Source organism: Streptomyces kanasensis, assembly GCF_043077165.1.
Taxonomy (GTDB): domain Bacteria; phylum Actinomycetota; class Actinomycetes; order Streptomycetales; family Streptomycetaceae; genus Streptomyces; species Streptomyces changanensis.
In genome coordinates this window covers 389141-405929 of sequence record NZ_JBIBSF010000002.1, presented here as the reverse complement: position 1 = coordinate 405929, position 16789 = coordinate 389141, and the positions used below count along the sequence as shown (strand labels likewise).

Here is a 16789-nt window from a genome sequence, read left to right as displayed (position 1 = left end):
CACAATGTGTGAGCGCTGTGTCCGTATAGCGGAAACATGTTCCCTGTGGCCGGGGCCCGCATCGACACTGTGGCGTCCCTTCCACCTCCCCCCGATACGGAACAGGGCCCATCCATGTCTCGGACCTCCGCGCCCGCCGAACCGGCCGCCGTCGACGACAGCCCGCACGAGGGCGGCACGCCGGTCACCGACGTGCCGCTCACGCACGGGCTCAAGCAACGCCACCTGTCGATGATCGCCCTCGGCGGTGTGATCGGCGCCGGCCTCTTCGTCGGCTCGGGTGCCGCCATCGCCGCCGCCGGCCCGTCGATCATCGTCGCCTACGCGATCTCCGGCCTGCTGGTCATGCTGGTGATGCGCATGCTCGGTGAGATGTCGGCGGCCAACCCGGCGTCCGGCTCCTTCTCCGTCCACGCGGAGCGGGCCATCGGCCCGTGGGCGGGCTTCACCGCGGGCTGGGCCTTCTGGTTCCTGCTGTGCGTGGCCGTCGGCCTGGAGGCCATCGGCGCCGCGAAGATCGTGACCGGCTGGCTGCCGGGCGTGCCCGAGTGGTCGATGGTCGCCCTGTTCATGCTGGTCTTCTGCGTGACGAACCTGGCCGCCGTGAAGAACTTCGGCGAGTTCGAGTTCTGGTTCGCCGCGCTGAAGATCGGCGCCATCGCCCTCTTCCTCGTCATCGGCCTGCTGGCCATCCTGGGCCTGCTCCCGGGCACGGAGTCCCCCGGCATGACGAACCTGACCGGTCAGGGCGGCTTCCTGCCGAACGGCAGCGAGGGCCTGATCGTCGGCCTGCTCGCCTCCGTCTTCGCGTACGGCGGTCTGGAGACCGTCACCATCGCCGCCGCCGAGTCCGAGCACCCCGTGCAGGGCGTCGCCAAGGCCGTCCGCACGGCGATGTGGCGCATCGCGGTCTTCTACATCGGCTCCATGGCGGTGATCGTCACGCTGATCCCGTGGAACAGCAAGTCGCTCGCCAACGGCTCCTACGTCGCCACCCTGGAGCACCTGGGCCTGCCGGCCGCCGGCGAGATCATGAACGTCGTCGTCCTCATCGCGCTGCTCTCCGCGATGAACGCCAACATCTACGGCGCCTCCCGCATGGCCTGCTCCCTCGTGGCGCGCGGCCAGGGCCCCAAGGGGCTCGGCAAGATCTCGGGCGGCGTGCCGCGCGTCGCGGTGCTGACCTCCTCGGTCTTCGGCTTCCTCTGCGTCCTGCTGAGCTACTGGCGGCCGGACGACATCTTCATGTGGCTGCTCAACATGATCGGCGCCATCATCCTGGTCGTCTGGTTCTTCATCGCCGTCTCCCAGCTGGTGCTGCGCCGCCGCCTGGAGCAGGAGGCGCCGGAGAAGCTGGCCGTGCGGATGTGGGCGTACCCCTACCTGACGTGGGCCGCGCTCGCGGGCATCGCCGCGGTGTTCCTGCTGATGGCCCGCGAGGAGGGCACCCGGACGCAGCTGTACTACACGGGCGGCCTGGTCATCTTCCTCGCCGTGCTCGGCTACGCCCACCAGCGGATGACCGCCGGCACCGCGACCGCCGCGGCCGCCGCCGGCGTCCCCGCCGCCACGCCGGCCGCCACCGAGCCGAAGGCCGCCGAGCCGGTGGCGAAGGCCGCCGAGCCGACGCCCGCCGCCGCCACTCCGGCGACCGGGAACGGCGGGACCGAGGCGGCCGCGAAGCCCACCGAGGCCGACGACTGACCCGTCCGCACCATCCAGGGGGAGGCCCCGGCGCTCGTCGCGCCGGGGCCTCCCCCTTTCGGCGCACCCCCGCCACGTCCCCCGGACCTACGACGAAGGACTGATCAACTCCACGGGAAGCTGCTGCTAGCCTGCACCTGCACATAGGTTGCAATAAGCAGTCGGAGGCTCGGCCATGGCGATCTACACCCTTCCGGAACTTCCCTACGACTACGCGGCGCTGGCGCCCGTCATCAGCCCGGAGATCATCGAGCTGCACCACGACAAGCACCACGCCGCGTACGTCAAGGGCGCGAACGACACCCTGGAGCAGCTGGAGGAGGCGCGGGACAAGGACCAGTGGGGCGCCGTCAACGGCCTCCAGAAGAATCTGGCCTTCCACCTCTCGGGCCACATCCTGCACTCCATCTACTGGCACAACATGACGGGCGAGGGCGGCGGCGAGCCGCTGGAGAAGGACGGCGTCGGCGAGCTCGCGGACGCGATCGCCGAGTCGTTCGGCTCCTTCGCCCGCTTCAAGTCGCAGCTGACCAAGGCCTCGGCGACGACGCAGGGCTCCGGCTGGGGCGTCCTCGCCTACGAGCCGGTCAGCGGCCGCCTCATCGTGGAGCAGGTCTACGACCACCAGGGCAACGTCGGCCAGGGCTCCGTCCCGATCCTGGTCTTCGACGCCTGGGAGCACGCCTTCTACCTCCAGTACCGGAACCAGAAGGTGGACTTCATCGAGGCCATGTGGCAGGTCGTCAACTGGCAGGACGTGGCCAAGCGCTACGCCGAGGCGAAGGACCGCACGCCGCTCATCGCCCCCTGACGGCCCACCGCGCCCAGGTCGTCCTGCTCGTGATCGTCTTCTCACCCTTCACGTGGCAGGCGGATGGAGGAACGGCCCCCCGCGAGGACAGGACTCGCGGGGGGCCGTTCGGCGTGTCGGGACCCGGTGGGCGGGAGCAGGGAGCGGGCCGGAGCCGGTGACCGGGGCCCGGGAGGGCGGGACCGGTGACCGGGGCCCGGGAGGGCGGGACCGGTGACCGGAGCCCGGGAGGGCGGGACCGGTGACCGGGGCCCGGTCGTGGGGCTCAGTCGAAGATCGGGCCCTCGGTGCGCGTGCGCTTGATCTCGTAGAAGCCGGGTGTCGACGCCACCAGCAGCGTGCCGTCCCACAGCCGCGCCGCGGCCTCGCCCTTGGGCGCGGGGGTGACGACCGGGCCGAAGAACGCGACCTCCGTGCCGTCGGGGCCCGGCACCGAGATGACCGGCGTGCCGACGTCCTGGCCGACCTTGTTGATGCCCTCCTTGTGGGAGGCGCGCAGCTCCGCGTCGTACGTGTCCTTCTCGGCGTACTCCAGCAGCCCGGCCGGCAGCCCGGCGTCCGCGAGGGCGGCGGCCATCGCCTCGCGCGTCGGGCCCAGGCCCTCGTTGTGGAAGCGGGTGCCCATCGCCGTGTACAGGCGGCCGAGCACCTCGGGGCCGTGGAGCTGCTCCGCCGCGACGACGACCCGCACCGGGCCCCAGGCCTGCGTCGCGAGCATCTCCCGGTACTCCTCCGGCAGCTCGTCGAGCTTGTTCTCGTTGAGGACGGCGAGGCTCATCACGTGCCACCGCACGTCCACCGGGCGGACCTCCTGGACCTCCAGCATCCAGCGGGACGTCATCCACGCCCACGGGCACAGCGGGTCGAACCAGAAGTCGGCGGTGGTCCTCGTCTCGGACATCTCTCTCCTCGGATCCGGGCGTCGCGCGGGGAAGGTGCGGTGCGCTCCACCGCGACAACACCGGGGGGCGACGAGGGCATTCCCGCTTATCCCGGGTCCGGGCAGCGTGGGAGGATCACCGCCGAACCAACGAGCCACGAAGGAGTGCCCGTGCCCGGTGAGAATCTGTCCCGCGACGAGGCCCGCGAGCGGGCCGCCCTGCTGTCCGTCGACGGGTACGACGTCGCGCTCGACCTGCGGTCCGCCGTCGGGGAGGGTGAGGAGCGGGAGCGTACGTTCCGGTCCGTGACGACCATCCGGTTCCGCTGCGCGACCCCGGGCGCGGGCAGCTTCGCGGACCTGGTCGCCCCCTCGGTGACCTCGGTCACGCTGAACGGGCGGGAGCTGGACCCGGCGACCGCCTTCGACGGGGCGCGGATCGCCCTGGACGGCCTCGCCGAGGAGAACGTCCTGGTGGTGGACGCGCAGTGCGCCTACAGCCGCACCGGCGAGGGCCTGCACCGGTTCGTGGACCCGGAGGACGGCGAGGTCTACCTGTACACGCAGTACGAGCCGGCCGACGCGCGCCGCGTCTTCGCCAACTTCGAACAGCCCGACCTGAAGGCCCCGTACCGCTTCGAGGTGACGGCGCCCGAGGGCTGGACGGTGTGGAGCAACGGCGCGGAGGAGTCCCGCGAGGCGGGCGTGTGGCGGTTCGCGGAGACCCGTCCCATCTCCACGTACATCACCTGCGTCGTCGCCGGGCCGTACCACCACGTCACGGACGTCTACCGGCGCGGCGACCTGGAGATCCCGCTCGGCGCGATGTGCCGCAAGGGCCTCGCCCGGCACTTCGACGCGGAGGACGTCTTCCTCGTCACCAAGCAGGGGCTCGACTTCTTCCACGACGCCTTCGACTACCCGTACCCCTTCGGCAAGTACGACCAGGCGTTCGTGCCCGAGTACAACCTCGGCGCGATGGAGAACCCCGGCATGGTCACCTTCCGCGAGGAGTACATCTACCGGGGCAAGGTGACCCGCGCGGCGTACGAGCGGCGGGCCAACGTCATCCTCCACGAGATGGCGCACATGTGGTTCGGCGACCTGGTCACCATGAAGTGGTGGGACGACCTGTGGCTGAAGGAGTCCTTCGCGGACTTCATGGGCACCTTCTCGATGGTGGAGGCGACCCGGTTCACCAACGGCTGGACCACGTTCGCCAACAACCGCAAGGCGTGGGCGTACCGCGCGGACCAGCTGCCGTCGACGCACCCGATCACGGCCGACATCCGCGACCTGGAGGACGCCAAGCTGAACTTCGACGGGATCACCTACGCCAAGGGCGCGGCCGTGCTGAAGCAGCTCGTCGCCTACGCGGGCCGGGAGGCGTTCCTGGAGGGCTCCCGCCGGTACTTCAAGCGGCACGCGTACGGCAACACCACCCTCGGCGACCTGCTGGCCGTGCTGGAGGAGACCTCCGGGCGGGACCTGAAGGCGTGGTCCCGGTCCTGGCTGGAGACCTCGGGAGTCAACGCCCTCACGCCGGTCCTCACGTACGACGAGGAGACCGGTGGGGGTGCCGGGGCGGGGACGGCCGGCGGGCGCATCGCCGAGCTCGTCGTCGAGCAGGACGGCGCCGAGCCGCGCCCGCACCGCGCGGCGGTCGGGCTGTACCGGCTGGAGGACGGCCGGCTGGTGCGCTACGCCCGCGCCGAGGTGGACGTCACGGGGCGGCGCACGGCCGTGACCGAGCTGGCCGGCGCCGAGCGGCCGGCGCTGGTGCTGGTCAACGACGAGGACCTGACGTACTGCAAGGTCCGCTTCGACGAGGGGTCGCTCGCCACGCTGCGGGCCCACCTCGGTGACGTCGACGACCCGCTGGCGCGGGCGCTGTGCTGGTCCGCGCTGTGGAACATGACGCGGGACGCCCTCATGCCGGCGCGGGACTTCGTCGCGCTGGTCCTGGACTTCGCGGGTCGCGAGACCGACATCGGCGTGCTCCAGATGCTCCACGCGTGGGCGCGGACGGCGCTCGTCCACTACGCGGCGCCCGCGTGGCGCGCGACGGGCGGCCGGCTCCTCGCCGAGGGCGCGCTGCGCGAGCTCCGGCAGGCCGAACCCGGCAGCGAGCACCAGCTGACGTGGGCGCGGTTCTTCGCGTCGGTCGCGTCGGCGGACGCCGACCTCGCCTTCCTGGAGGGTCTGCTGGCGGGCACGGAGAAGGTCGACGGACTCGACGTCGACCAGGAGCTGCGCTGGGCGTTCCTGGAGCCGCTGGCCGCGCACGGCCGGGCCGACGAGGCGGCGGTCGCGGCGGAGCTCGCCCGGGACGACACCGCGTCGGGCAAGCGGCACCAGGTGCGCTGTCTGGCGGCACGGCCGTCGGCGGCGGTGAAGGCGCAGGCGTGGGCGCAGGTCGTGGAGTCCGACCGGCTGTCGAACGCGCTGGTGGAGGCGGTGATCTCCGGGTTCGCGCAGCCGTCGCAGCGGGAGCTCGTCGCGCCGTACGCGGAGAAGTACTTCGCGGCCATCGAGCGGGTGTGGGCCGAGCGGTCGATCCAGATCGGGATGGACGTGGTGCGCGGGCTGTTCCCGTCGCTCCAGGACGACCCGGCGACGCTGGCGGCGACGGACGCGTGGCTCGCCGCGCACGAGGACGGCGCGCCGGCGCTGCGCCGGCTGGTGCTGGAGGCGCGGGACGACCTGGCCCGCGCCCTGCGCGCCCAGGAGTGCGACGCCGCGGCCTGACACGGGCGGCGGGGAGCGGCAGCCGGGGGCCGGCTTCCGGCAGCCGGAGGCTGCGCCGGAGATCGGAGCCGGGAGCCGGGAGCCGGAGGCCGGGAGCCGGGAGCCGGGAGCCGGGAGCCGGGCAAAACTTCCATCATCGGCAATCGAACGTCCGTCCTTTAGGACGGGCTCGTCCCGGATTGTAGACGGGCGTGTAACAGCGGTTAGGAGGGCGGGAGTCGGCGGGCACTTCCCGAGCATGAAGAACACCCCGCTTCCCCCCCGCCCCCTGTCCGACCTCTCCGACGCGCCCCGCCGCGTCCTGACCGCCGCGCAGCTGCGGGCGCACGGCGTGCCCGCCGCCGAGGTCGCCGCCCAGAGCCGGCCGGGCGGCCCCTGGCAGCAGCTGCTGCCGGGGGTGTACCTCCTGCACCCGGGGCCGCCGACCAGTGACGAGCGGCTGCACGCCGCCCTGCTGTACACGGGGCGGCGGCCCGGTGCCGCCGACGGGGCCGGGTTCGGCGAATCCATGGTCACGGGGTTGGCGGCGCTCGCGCTGCACGGCTTCCGGTCCGCTCCCCGGCTGCGGTCGCTGGACCGGGTGGACGTCCTCGTGCCGCGCACCCGCCGGCTGCGGTCCACCGGTTTCGTCCGGATCGTGCGGGCGTCGGCCCACGAGCCTCCGGTGGCGGAGGAGTTGACGGGGCTACCGGTCGCGCCGGTGGCGCGGGCGCTGGCGGACGCCCTGGAGGGGATGACCGACCCGCGGACCGTGCGCCGGCTGCTCACCGAGGCCGTGCGCGAGGGGTACTGCGAGCCGGCCCCGGTGGTGCGGGAGCTGAGCCGGGCCCGGCTGCTGTCCCGGCCGCACGTGGTCGACGCGGTGGACTCGCTCCTCGCGGAGGGCCGGGCGCTGGCGGAGGAGCGGCTCTACGCGATGGTGCGGGACCACGGCCTGCCGGACCCGGTGTGGAACGTCGACCTGCGGCTGCCCGGCGGACCGCACCTGGGCGGGGTGGACGCCTACTGGCCGGACCACGCCGTGGCGGTGGAGCTCGACACGCGGGCGCCGCGCCAGGACGAGGACGCCCTGTGGTCGGAGTACACCCGCAAGCGCGAGTACCTGGAGCGGCTGGGGATCACGGTCGTCCACCTGACGCCGCGCAAGCTGCGTGACGCCGCCGACCAGCAGGCCGTCGTGGTGCGGACCGCCCTGATGGCGGCCGGCGATCGCGCGCCGGCCGCCTACGTGGTGGTCCTGCCGCGGTGACGGCGCGGGGTCACCCGCAGAACTCGGCCTCCACGACCTTGTCGAGGCCGTCCACCCAGTCGCCGTTGACGTTCGCCGCCAGGGTGTGGTCGCCCGAGGGGGTCGACACGACGACCGAACCGGAGCCGTGGATGCCGCCCGTGTGGCCCCACACCTCCTTGCCGCAGCTCAGCTGCTGGCGCACCACGCCCAGGCCGTACGCGTTCCGCCCGTCGCCCGGCTCCACCGGGACGGCCTTGGTCAACTCCTTCATCTGCGCCGGCGGCAGCAGCCGACCGGTGATCAGCGCCCGTACGAACCGCTGCAGGTCCGCGCCGTCGGAGACCATCTCGCCGGCGGCGCCCGCCACGGACGGGTTCAGCTCCGTGACGTCGTGGACCCCCGTGGCCGGGTCGGCCGGGTCGCCGCCGAGGGTGGAGTACGCGCGGCCGGCGGGCCGCGGCATCCGCGGGTCCGTCCCGGGCAGGGACGTGGCGCGCAGCCGGAGCGGGCGGATGATCCGGCGCTCGACCTCCTCGGCGTACGGGCGGCCGGCGGCCTTTTCCACGACCATCCCCGCGAGGACGTAGTTGGTGTTGGAGTACTGCCAGCCGGCGCCGGGGGCGAACTCCGGCGCGTGGCCCATGGCGATGCCGACGAGCTGCCCCGGGGTCCAGGTGTCGTAGCGGTGGCGCAGGAAGTCGGGACCGAAGACCTTCGCCTGGAAGGCGGGGTCGGAGGTCACGTCGTATATCCCGCTGGTGTGGTTGAGCAGCTGGCGCAGGGTCACGCGCCGGCCGTCGTGGCCGTTGCCGCGGACGACGCCGGGCAGCCACTTCTCGACGCTGTCGTCGAGGTCGAGGCGGCCCTCCGCCTCCAGCTGGAGGACGACGGTGGCGACGAACGTCTTGGTGATGGAGGCGATGCGGTAGCGGTCGTGCGCCCGGCGCTCGCGCCCGGTGGTCCGGTCGGCGACGCCCGCGTCCACGTTCCGGACGCCGTACCGGTCGCGGGCCTGGACGAGGACGCCCGGCGCCCCCGCCCGCACGATCTCCTCCGCGGCCTTCCGGGTGGCCTCGTGGCGGCCGGTGGGCGCGTCGGGGCCGGTCGGGGCGGCCACCGCGGGGGCGGTGAGCGCGGTGGCGGTCACGGCCGCCGCGAGGGCGGCGGCGACGAGGGCGCCTCTGGTGCTGCGTACGGGCATGGGGTGTCCCCTCCTTGACGACTGCGGGTGCGGTCGTGGGTGGGGACCGCGGGGGTGCCCCGCGGGTTGAGCGTCCGGGCGGGCCGCCCACGGGGGTTGAGCCGGATTCAGCCGTCCTCGCCGGGAGCCGGGCGGAAGGGGGCGGGGCGGCCCGTCGGCGGGCGGTCGCGCCACAGGCGCAGGGCGGTGTCGACGAGCGGGACGCGCGGCAGGCCGGGGACGTCGGCGAGCGGGTGCCAGGCGGCGAGGTCGGTGGTGCCGCCCACCTCGGGGCGGAGGGTGCCGCCGGTGACGCGGCCCTCGTAGACGACGCGCACGGCGTGGTGGTCGACCCGCCGCCGGGCACGGCCCCGGCGCAGCTCCCGGCGGAGCGTGTCGACGCCGAGGAGGGCGGTGATCTCGGCGCGGTAGCCGGTCTCCTCCTCGACCTCGCGCGCGACCGCGTCGAGGACGTCCTCCCCGTGGCGCGTACCGCCGCCGGGGAGGGTCCACGCCCCCGCGCCGTCCCCCGCGGCGCCGCGGGCCAGCAGGAGCCGTCCGTCTCGTACGCACACGGCGTAGGCCGCCACCCTCAGGGTCCGTCTCACCCGCAGAAGGGTACGGACAACTCCGGGCATCGGTTGAGGAGTTCACTATCTCCCTGTTTGTTCCTGATGGCGTACGGGCCGCGGTGGCGGATGTCCGCCACGGCGCCATTCCCCCTCCGCCAGACCTCCACAAGACCCGGTCGCGTACGCAAGGCTCAGCGGTCATCCGGTACCGGAATCCGGACTTGTCCTTCCACTGCACAGGGATGCTGATGACCCTCGAACCCCCCAGCCCCATACCCGGGGCGAGACGCGCGGCCCGCATCGCGGCCGCCGCCGGCCTGGTCGCCGCGCTCGTCGCGACCGGCGCCGCTCCCGCCTTCGCCGCCCCCGCCGAGCCCCCGGCGACCACACCCGAACCGGCCAAGTCGGCCGCCGCCAAGCTCGGTTCGGACGACGCGGAGCGCCTGGCCGACGCCGAGTCCCGTGGCCAGAAGAACATCACCCTCATGGTGGCGACCGCCCCCGGCGCCACCGAGCAGGTCGCCCGGCAGCTCGACGCGGTCGAGGGCGGCACCGTCGGCGTCGCCCACGACAAGCTCGGCTACGTGCGCGCCACCGTCCCCACGGCGCGGGCCGAGGCCGCCATCGGCGCGGCCGCCAAGCTCTCCAGCGTGCAGGGCATCGACCTCAAGCACGAGATCCGGCTGGACGACCCGACGCCCGCCGCCGACCGCGCGGGCGCGAGCGCGGACACGGCCGGGACGTACCCGGCGCCGGGCCGCACCACCCCGGCGGCCAACCCGTACAACCCGTCCCACGAGACGGGCGCCGTCGACTTCGTGCGGAAGTGGCCGGCCGCGGACGGTCGCGGTGTCACCATCGGCATCCTCGACTCCGGCGTCGACCTCGGCCACCCGGCGCTGCAGAAGACCACCACCGGTGAGCGCAAGATCGTCGACTGGGTGACCGCGACCGACCCGGTCGCCGACGGCGACGGCACCTGGCGCCGGATGGACGTCGGCGTGTCCGGCCCGTCCTTCACCGCCGAGGGCCGCGGCTGGCAGGCGCCCGAGGGCGCGTACCGGTTCCGCACCTTCGCCGAGGCCGCCACCAAGGGCGGCGACATGGACGGCGACCTCAACCGCGACGGTGACACCACCGACGTCTGGGGCGTCCTGTACGACCCGGCCGCCGGCACCGTCCGCGTCGACCTGAACGCCAACGGCGACTTCGGCGACGACGAGGCGATGAAGCCGTACAAGGACGGCTTCCAGGTCGGCTACTTCGGCACCGACAACCCGGCCACCGACGTCGTCGAGCGGATCCCCTTCGTCGTCGAGATCCGCAAGGACGTCGTGTACAACGGCGCCGGCGCCAAGGCCGACTTCGTCAACATCGGCGTCATCGAGGGCTCGCACGGCACCCACGTCGCCGGCATCACCGCCGCCCACAGCCTCTTCGGGGGCCGGATGAACGGCGCGGCACCCGGCGCGAAGCTGGTCTCCTCGCGCGCGTGCACCTGGAGCGGCGGCTGCACCAACGTCGCGCTCACCGAGGGCATGATCGACCTGGTCGTGAACCGCGGCGTCGACATCGTCAACATGTCGATCGGCGGTCTGCCGGCGCTCAACGACGGCAACAACGCCCGCGCCCGGCTGTACACGCGCCTCATCGACACCTACGGCGTCCAGCTGGTCATCTCGGCCGGCAACAGCGGCCCGGGCGTCAACACCATCGGCGACCCGTCCCTGGCCGACAAGGTCGTCAGCGTCGGCGCCGCGGCGTCCCGCGAGACCTGGGCCGCCAACTACGGCTCGGCCGTCTCCACGCCGTACGCGATGATGCCCTTCTCCTCCCGCGGCCCGCGCGAGGACGGCGGCTTCACCCCGACGATCAGCGCCCCCGGCGCGGCCGTCAACACCACGCAGACCTGGTCGCCCGGCGGCCCCGTCCGCGAGGCGGGCTACGAGCTGCCGGCCGGCTACTCCATGCTCCAGGGCACCTCGATGGCGGCCCCGCAGGCCACCGGCGCGATGGCGCTGATGCTCTCCGCCGCCAAGCAGCAGGGCCTCGACCTCACGCCCGCGAAGCTGCGCACCGCCGTGGTCAGCCAGGCCGACCTCATCCCCGGCACGCAGGCGCACGAGCAGGGCGCCGGCCGCATCAACGTCGTCGACGCCTGGAAGGAGGTGCTCCGCGGCGCCCACGCCCACGAGTACACCGTCAAGGCGCCGGTCGACACCGCGCTCGACCAGTTCCTCGCCGAGCCCGGCCTCGGCACCGGCCTGTACGACCGCGAGGGCGGCGCCAAGGTCGGCCAGGAGAAGGTCTACGAGATCACCGTCACCCGCACCACGGGTGCCGACCGCCCGGTCCGGCACGAGCTGTGGTTCGAGAACAACCACGAGCGCACCTTCCGCGTCGTCGGCAGCGACGAGGTGGACCTGCCGCTGAACAAGCCGGTCACCGTGAAGGTCGCCGCGAAGCCGCGCAGCGCCGGCGTGCACAGCGCCGTCCTGGAGATCACCGACCCGCGGACGCGCGGCATCGACAAGCAGGTCCTGACGACCGTCGTCGCCGCCGGGCAGCTCGCCAAGCCGGCCTTCGCCCTGTCGGCCGAGGGCTCGGTGCAGCGCAACAGCCACCGCTCGTACTTCGTGGACGTGCCGGCCGGCGCCAAGTCCCTGGAGGTCTCCCTGGGCGGCCTGGCGAAGGACAGCCAGACCCGGTTCGTCGCGATCCACCCGTACGGCGTCCCGTCCGACCCCACGTCGACGGTGAACTGCTACCCGAACTACCCGAACCCGGCCAACACCTGCCGCCCCGACCTGCGGTCCTACCCGAACCCGCAGCCGGGCGTCTGGGAGATCGAGGTCGAGTCGCGCCGCACGTCGCCGCTGCTGGACAACCCGTACAAGCTGGACGTCGCCGTGCTCGGCGCCACGTTCGACCCGGCCGTCCAGACCCTGCCGGAGGTCACCCCCGGCAAGGCCGCGCCGGTGCAGTGGACCGTCACCAACGGCTTCGCCGCGCTGGAGGGCAAGCTGCGGGGCGGCCCGCTCGGTTCCGCCAAGGTCACCCGTCCGACCCTCGCCCACCACGCCGTCCAGCGCACCACGGTGCAGCTCGGCGAGGGTGTCGAGCGGTTCGACGTCGCCATCGGCAACGTCTCCGACAAGGCCGCCGACCTGGACCTGACGGTGCTGCGCGACGGCGTGCAGGTCGGCTCGTCCGCCGACGGCGACTCGGAGGAGTCGGTGTCCCTGGTCAAGCCCGCCGCGGGCACGTACACGATCGTCGTCGACGGCTACTCGGTCCCGGCCGGTGAGACCGCCTTCGACTACAAGGACGTGTACTTCTCCTCCGCGCTCGGCGAGGTGCGCGTCGACGCCGCCTCGACGGTGTCGCTGGCGAACGGCGCCTCCGCGCGGTTCGGCGCCGAGGTCGTGGTGACCGACGCCGCCCCCGAGGGCCGCCGGTTCTTCGGTGAGGTGCAGCTGCTCAACGCGCGCGGCACCGCCGCGGGCTCCGGCAGCGTCGTGATCGGCGGGGCCACTCCGTAATCTGGAGGGATACGGAGCGTGAGGGCGGGCGTCCTGCGGGCGCCCGCCCTTTCCCCTTCCCGGACCGCCCCACGCCCCCGCGTGGTCCTTCTCACCCCGTGGACAATGGATTGGACAAGGCGGCCGGGGGCCGACGCATCATGGACCAGCGCCCAGCACGTACGTACGGAGGAGTCCCCGTGAAGGTCGGAATCGTCGGAGCCACCGGTCAGGTCGGCACGGTCATGCGCAGCATCCTCACGGAGCGGGACTTCCCGGTCGAGGAGCTGCGGCTGTTCGCCTCCGCCCGGTCGGCGGGCACCCTCCTGGACGGCGTGACCGTCGAGGACGCCGCCACGGCCGACTACACCGGCCTCGACATCGTGCTGTTCTCCGCCGGCGGCGCCACCTCCCGGGCCCTCGCGGAGAAGGTCGCCTCGCAGGGCGCCGTCGTCATCGACAACTCCTCCGCGTGGCGGCGCGACCCCGAGGTGCCGCTGGTCGTCTCCGAGGTGAACCCGCACGCGGTCAAGGACCGCCCCAAGGGGATCATCGCCAACCCGAACTGCACCACCATGGCCGCCATGCCGGTGCTGAAGCCGCTGCACCAGGAGGCGGGGCTGACCGCCCTGGTCGCCACCACCTACCAGGCCGTCTCGGGCTCGGGCCTGGCCGGCGTGGCCGAGCTGGACGGCCAGGTCAGGGCCGTCGCCGACCGCGCCACGGAGCTCACCCACGACGGCGCCGCCCTGGCGTACCCGGAGCCCGGCGTGTACAAGCGCCCCATCGCCTTCAACGTGCTGCCGCTGGCCGGCTCGATCGTCGACGACGGCTCCTTCGAGACGGACGAGGAGCAGAAGCTCCGCCACGAGTCCCGCAAGATCCTGGAGATCCCGGACCTGAAGGTCTCCGGCACCTGCGTGCGCGTCCCGGTCTTCTCCGGCCACTCCCTCCAGGTCAACGCCCGCTTCGCGCGTCCGATCAGCGTGGAGCGCGCCCACGAGCTGCTCGGCGACGCCGAGGGCGTGGAGCTCTCCGAGATCCCGACGCCGCTCCAGGCGGCCGGCAAGGACGCCTCGTACGTGGGCCGCATCCGCGTCGACGAGACGGTCGAGAACGGTCTGGCGCTGTTCCTGTCCGGCGACAACCTCCGCAAGGGCGCCGCGCTGAACGCCGTGCAGATCGCCGAGCTGGTCGCACGGGAGCTGCGGGGCTGACGCGCCGCGCCGCCACGCCCCCGGGGCGCCTCCGCCGAACGGCGCAGGCGCCCCTTTTCGCGTGCCCCGCCGCCCTCGGCCCGCGCGCCCCGCCGCCCGTGTCCGCCGCGGCCCGCCGCCCTCGCCCCGCGCACCCCGTTTTCCCACTCCGTGATCCGCTCCGCGCGTGGAAGGATGGCCCCCAAAGTCGTACATGGAGGAGATGAACGGGTGCCTGGCACGAACCTGACCCGCGAAGAGGCGCAGCGGCGCGCGGCGCTGCTGACCGTGGACGCGTACGAGATCGACCTGGATCTCAGCGGCGCGCAGGAGGGCGGCACCTACCGGTCCGTGACCTCGGTGCGCTTCGAGTCCGCCGAGGACGACGCGCAGACGTTCATCGACCTGGTGGCGCCCGCCGTCCACGAGGTGGTGCTCAACGGTCGGCACCTCGACGTGGCGTCCGTCTTCCGGGACTCCCGGATCACGCTGAAGCACCTGCGCCGCGGCGCGAACGACCTGCGGGTCGTCGCGGACTGCGCGTACACCAACACCGGCGAGGGCCTGCACCGGTTCGTCGACCCGGTCGACGACCAGGCGTACCTCTACACCCAGTTCGAGGTGCCGGACGCCCGGCGGGTGTTCGCCAGCTTCGAGCAGCCGGACCTGAAGGCGACGTTCCGGTTCACCGTGAAGGCGCCGGCCGGGTGGACGGTCATCTCGAACTCGCCGACCCCGGAGCCGCAGGGCGACGTCTGGGCCTTCGAGCCGACGCCGCGCATGTCGACGTACGTGACGGCGCTCATCGTCGGCCCGTACCACGCCGTGCACTCGACGTACGAGGGCCCGGGCGGGCAGGTCGTGCCGCTGGGCGTGTACTGCCGGCCGTCGCTCGCGGAGTTCCTGGACGCGGACGCCATCTTCGAGGTCACCCGGCAGGGCTTCGACTGGTTCCAGGAGAAGTTCGACTACGCGTACCCCTTCGCCAAGTACGACCAGCTGTTCGTGCCGGAGTTCAACGCCGGCGCGATGGAGAACGCGGGCGCGGTGACCATCCGCGACCAGTACGTGTTCCGGTCGAAGGTGACGGACGCGGCGTACGAGGTGCGTGCGGAGACGATCCTGCACGAGCTGGCCCACATGTGGTTCGGCGACCTCGTGACCATGGAGTGGTGGAACGACCTCTGGCTGAACGAGTCGTTCGCCACGTACACGTCGATCGCCTGCCAGGCCGCCGCGCCCGGCTCGCGCTGGCCGCACTCGTGGACCACGTTCGCGAACTCGATGAAGACCTGGGCGTACCGGCAGGACCAGCTGCCGTCCACGCACCCGATCATGGCGGAGATCCGCGACCTCGACGACGTCCTGGTCAACTTCGACGGCATCACGTACGCCAAGGGCGCGTCGGTGCTCAAGCAGCTCGTCGCCTACGTCGGCACGGACGCCTTCTTCCAGGGCGTGCAGGCGTACTTCAAGCGCCACGCCTTCGGCAACACCCGCCTGTCGGACCTGCTGGGCGCGCTGGAGGAGACCTCCGGCCGCGACCTGCGGCACTGGTCGAAGAAGTGGCTGGAGACGGCCGGCATCAACATCCTCCGCCCGGTCGTCGACACCGGCTCCGACGGCCGCATCACGTCGTTCGCGGTGAAGCAGGAGGCCCCGGCCCTGCCCGCCGGCGCCCAGGGCGAGCCGGTCCTGCGGCCCCACCGCATCGCCATCGGCCTGTACGACCTGGACGACGCGGGCAAGCTGGTGCGCACCGAACGGGTCGAGCTGGACGTCGACGGCGAGCTGACCGGCGTCGAGGCGCTCGTCGGCAAGCGCCGGCCGGCGGTCGTGCTGCTCAACGACGACGACCTGTCGTACGCCAAGGTGCGGCTCGACGAGGAGTCGCTGCGCAACGTCGTCGCGCACCTCGGCGACTTCACCGAGTCGCTGCCGCGCGCCCTGTGCTGGGCCTCCGCCTGGGACATGACCCGCGACGGCGAGCTCGCCACCCGCGCCTACCTGGACCTGGTGCTGTCGGGCATCGCCAAGGAGACCGACATCGGCGTCGTCCAGACTCTGCACCGGCAGGTCAAGCTCGCGCTCGACCTGTACGCGGCGCCGCAGTGGCGCGAGGCCGGGCTGACCCGCTGGACGGAGGCGACCCTGGAGCACCTGCGCGCGGCCGCGCCGGGCAGCGACCACCAGCTGGCGTGGGCCCGCGCCTTCGCGGCGACCGCCCGCACGGACGAGCAGCTCGACCTGCTGAACGCCCTGCTGGACGGCACCGAGACGGTCGAGGGCCTGGAGGTCGACACCGAGCTGCGCTGGGCGTTCGTCGAGCGGCTCGCGGCGACCGGCCGGTTCGGCGCGGCGGAGATCGCCGCCGAGCACGAGCGGGACCGGACCGCGGCCGGTGAGCGGCACGCCGCCACCGCCATGGCCGCCCGGCCCACGGCGGAGGCCAAGGCGGAGGCGTGGGCGTCGGTCGTCGAGTCCGACAAGCTGCCGAACGCCGTGCAGGAGGCCGTGATCGGCGGGTTCGTCCAGACCGACCAGCGTGAGCTGCTCGCCCCGTACACGGAGCGGTTCTTCACCGTCGTCAAGGACGTGTGGGAGTCGCGTTCGCACGAGATGGCCCAGCAGATCGCCGTCGGCCTGTACCCGTCGCTCCAGGTGTCCGAGGCCACCCTCGCCGCCACGGACGCGTGGCTGGCGGACGCGGAGCCCAGCGCGGCACTGCGCCGACTGGTCTCCGAGTCCCGCGCGGGCGTCGAGCGCGCGCTGAAGGCGCAGGCGGCCGACAAGTAGCCGGCAGCGGCCGGGGCGCCGTGCGGCACCTGCGCGCGGCGCCCCGGCCGGACGACGGGAGCGCCCCATCGACCGGGTCGGTGGGGCGCTCCCGTCGTCCGGGTCGCGGGGCGGCCCGGTCCCGCCCGCGGAGTCCGGACGGTCCGACCG

Annotated in this window: 10 protein-coding genes; 7 read left to right on the top strand and 3 right to left on the bottom strand. The window is 73.1% G+C overall.

The features are described 5' to 3' along the window. Window positions 1-114: 114 nt before the first annotated feature. Together ACF053_RS07045 and ACF053_RS07040 are read left to right on the top strand one after the other, a co-directional pair. Entirely contained in the window at window positions 115-1704 is a 1590-nt protein-coding gene (locus ACF053_RS07045; RefSeq protein WP_391952919.1) for an amino acid permease, read from the top strand. Window positions 1705-1879: 175 nt separating this feature from the next. After that, window positions 1880-2515, top strand: a complete 636-nt coding sequence (locus tag ACF053_RS07040) for a superoxide dismutase (protein ID WP_391952918.1) — start codon at window positions 1880-1882, stop codon at window positions 2513-2515. A 265-nt stretch (window positions 2516-2780) separates the two neighbouring features. Here the strand turns inward: ACF053_RS07040 and ACF053_RS07035 are convergent, their stop codons facing one another. Further along, window positions 2781-3416, bottom strand: coding sequence for a mycothiol-dependent nitroreductase Rv2466c family protein (locus tag ACF053_RS07035; protein ID WP_391952917.1), 636 nt, complete (start codon window positions 3414-3416; stop codon window positions 2781-2783). 150 nt (window positions 3417-3566) lie between these two features. Here ACF053_RS07035 and pepN (ACF053_RS07030) point away from each other — a divergent pair, with 150 nt between their 5' ends. Then, window positions 3567-6143, top strand: a complete 2577-nt coding sequence (gene pepN, locus ACF053_RS07030) for an aminopeptidase N (RefSeq protein ID WP_391952916.1) — start codon at window positions 3567-3569, stop codon at window positions 6141-6143. A gap of 238 nt (window positions 6144-6381) precedes the next feature. Continuing rightward, window positions 6382-7392 carry a hypothetical protein gene (locus tag ACF053_RS07025; RefSeq protein WP_391952915.1) on the top strand — a complete coding sequence of 337 codons (1011 nt, stop codon included), beginning with the start codon at window positions 6382-6384 and terminating at the stop codon, window positions 7390-7392. 10 nt (window positions 7393-7402) lie between these two features. Here the strand turns inward: ACF053_RS07025 and ACF053_RS07020 are convergent, their stop codons facing one another. Continuing rightward, window positions 7403-8575, bottom strand: a complete 1173-nt coding sequence (locus ACF053_RS07020) for a serine hydrolase domain-containing protein (protein WP_391952914.1) — start codon at window positions 8573-8575, stop codon at window positions 7403-7405. A gap of 107 nt (window positions 8576-8682) precedes the next feature. Next, complete coding sequence (locus tag ACF053_RS07015) at window positions 8683-9162, bottom strand: NUDIX hydrolase (RefSeq protein ID WP_391952913.1); 480 nt, start codon at window positions 9160-9162, stop codon at window positions 8683-8685. A 212-nt stretch (window positions 9163-9374) separates the two neighbouring features. Here ACF053_RS07015 and ACF053_RS07010 point away from each other — a divergent pair, with 212 nt between their 5' ends. The 3 genes from ACF053_RS07010 to pepN (ACF053_RS07000) all read left to right on the top strand — a co-directional run bounded on the left by ACF053_RS07010 (window position 9375) and on the right by pepN (ACF053_RS07000) (window position 16639). Further along, a complete protein-coding gene (locus ACF053_RS07010; protein WP_391952912.1) occupies window positions 9375-12668 on the top strand; it encodes a S8 family serine peptidase in 3294 nt (1097 codons plus the stop codon). Between the two features lie 179 nt (window positions 12669-12847). Then, window positions 12848-13864, top strand: coding sequence for an aspartate-semialdehyde dehydrogenase (locus ACF053_RS07005; RefSeq protein WP_391952911.1), 1017 nt, complete (start codon window positions 12848-12850; stop codon window positions 13862-13864). A 210-nt stretch (window positions 13865-14074) separates the two neighbouring features. After that, window positions 14075-16639, top strand: a complete 2565-nt coding sequence (gene pepN / locus ACF053_RS07000; RefSeq protein WP_391952910.1) for an aminopeptidase N — start codon at window positions 14075-14077, stop codon at window positions 16637-16639. Window positions 16640-16789 lie beyond the last annotated feature (150 nt).

What these genes read in the sequence shown, in the direction of transcription:
- ACF053_RS07045 (WP_391952919.1), top strand. Translation starts at nt 115, where the DNA reads ATGTCTCGGACCTCCGCGCCCGCCGAACCGGCCGCCGTCGACGACAGC.
- ACF053_RS07040 (WP_391952918.1), top strand. Translation starts at nt 1,880, where the DNA reads ATGGCGATCTACACCCTTCCGGAACTTCCCTACGACTACGCGGCGCTG.
- ACF053_RS07035 (WP_391952917.1), bottom strand. Translation starts at nt 3,416, where the DNA reads ATGTCCGAGACGAGGACCACCGCCGACTTCTGGTTCGACCCGCTGTGC.
- ACF053_RS07025 (WP_391952915.1), top strand. Translation starts at nt 6,382, where the DNA reads ATGAAGAACACCCCGCTTCCCCCCCGCCCCCTGTCCGACCTCTCCGAC.
- ACF053_RS07020 (WP_391952914.1), bottom strand. Translation starts at nt 8,575, where the DNA reads ATGCCCGTACGCAGCACCAGAGGCGCCCTCGTCGCCGCCGCCCTCGCG.
- ACF053_RS07010 (WP_391952912.1), top strand. Translation starts at nt 9,375, where the DNA reads ATGACCCTCGAACCCCCCAGCCCCATACCCGGGGCGAGACGCGCGGCC.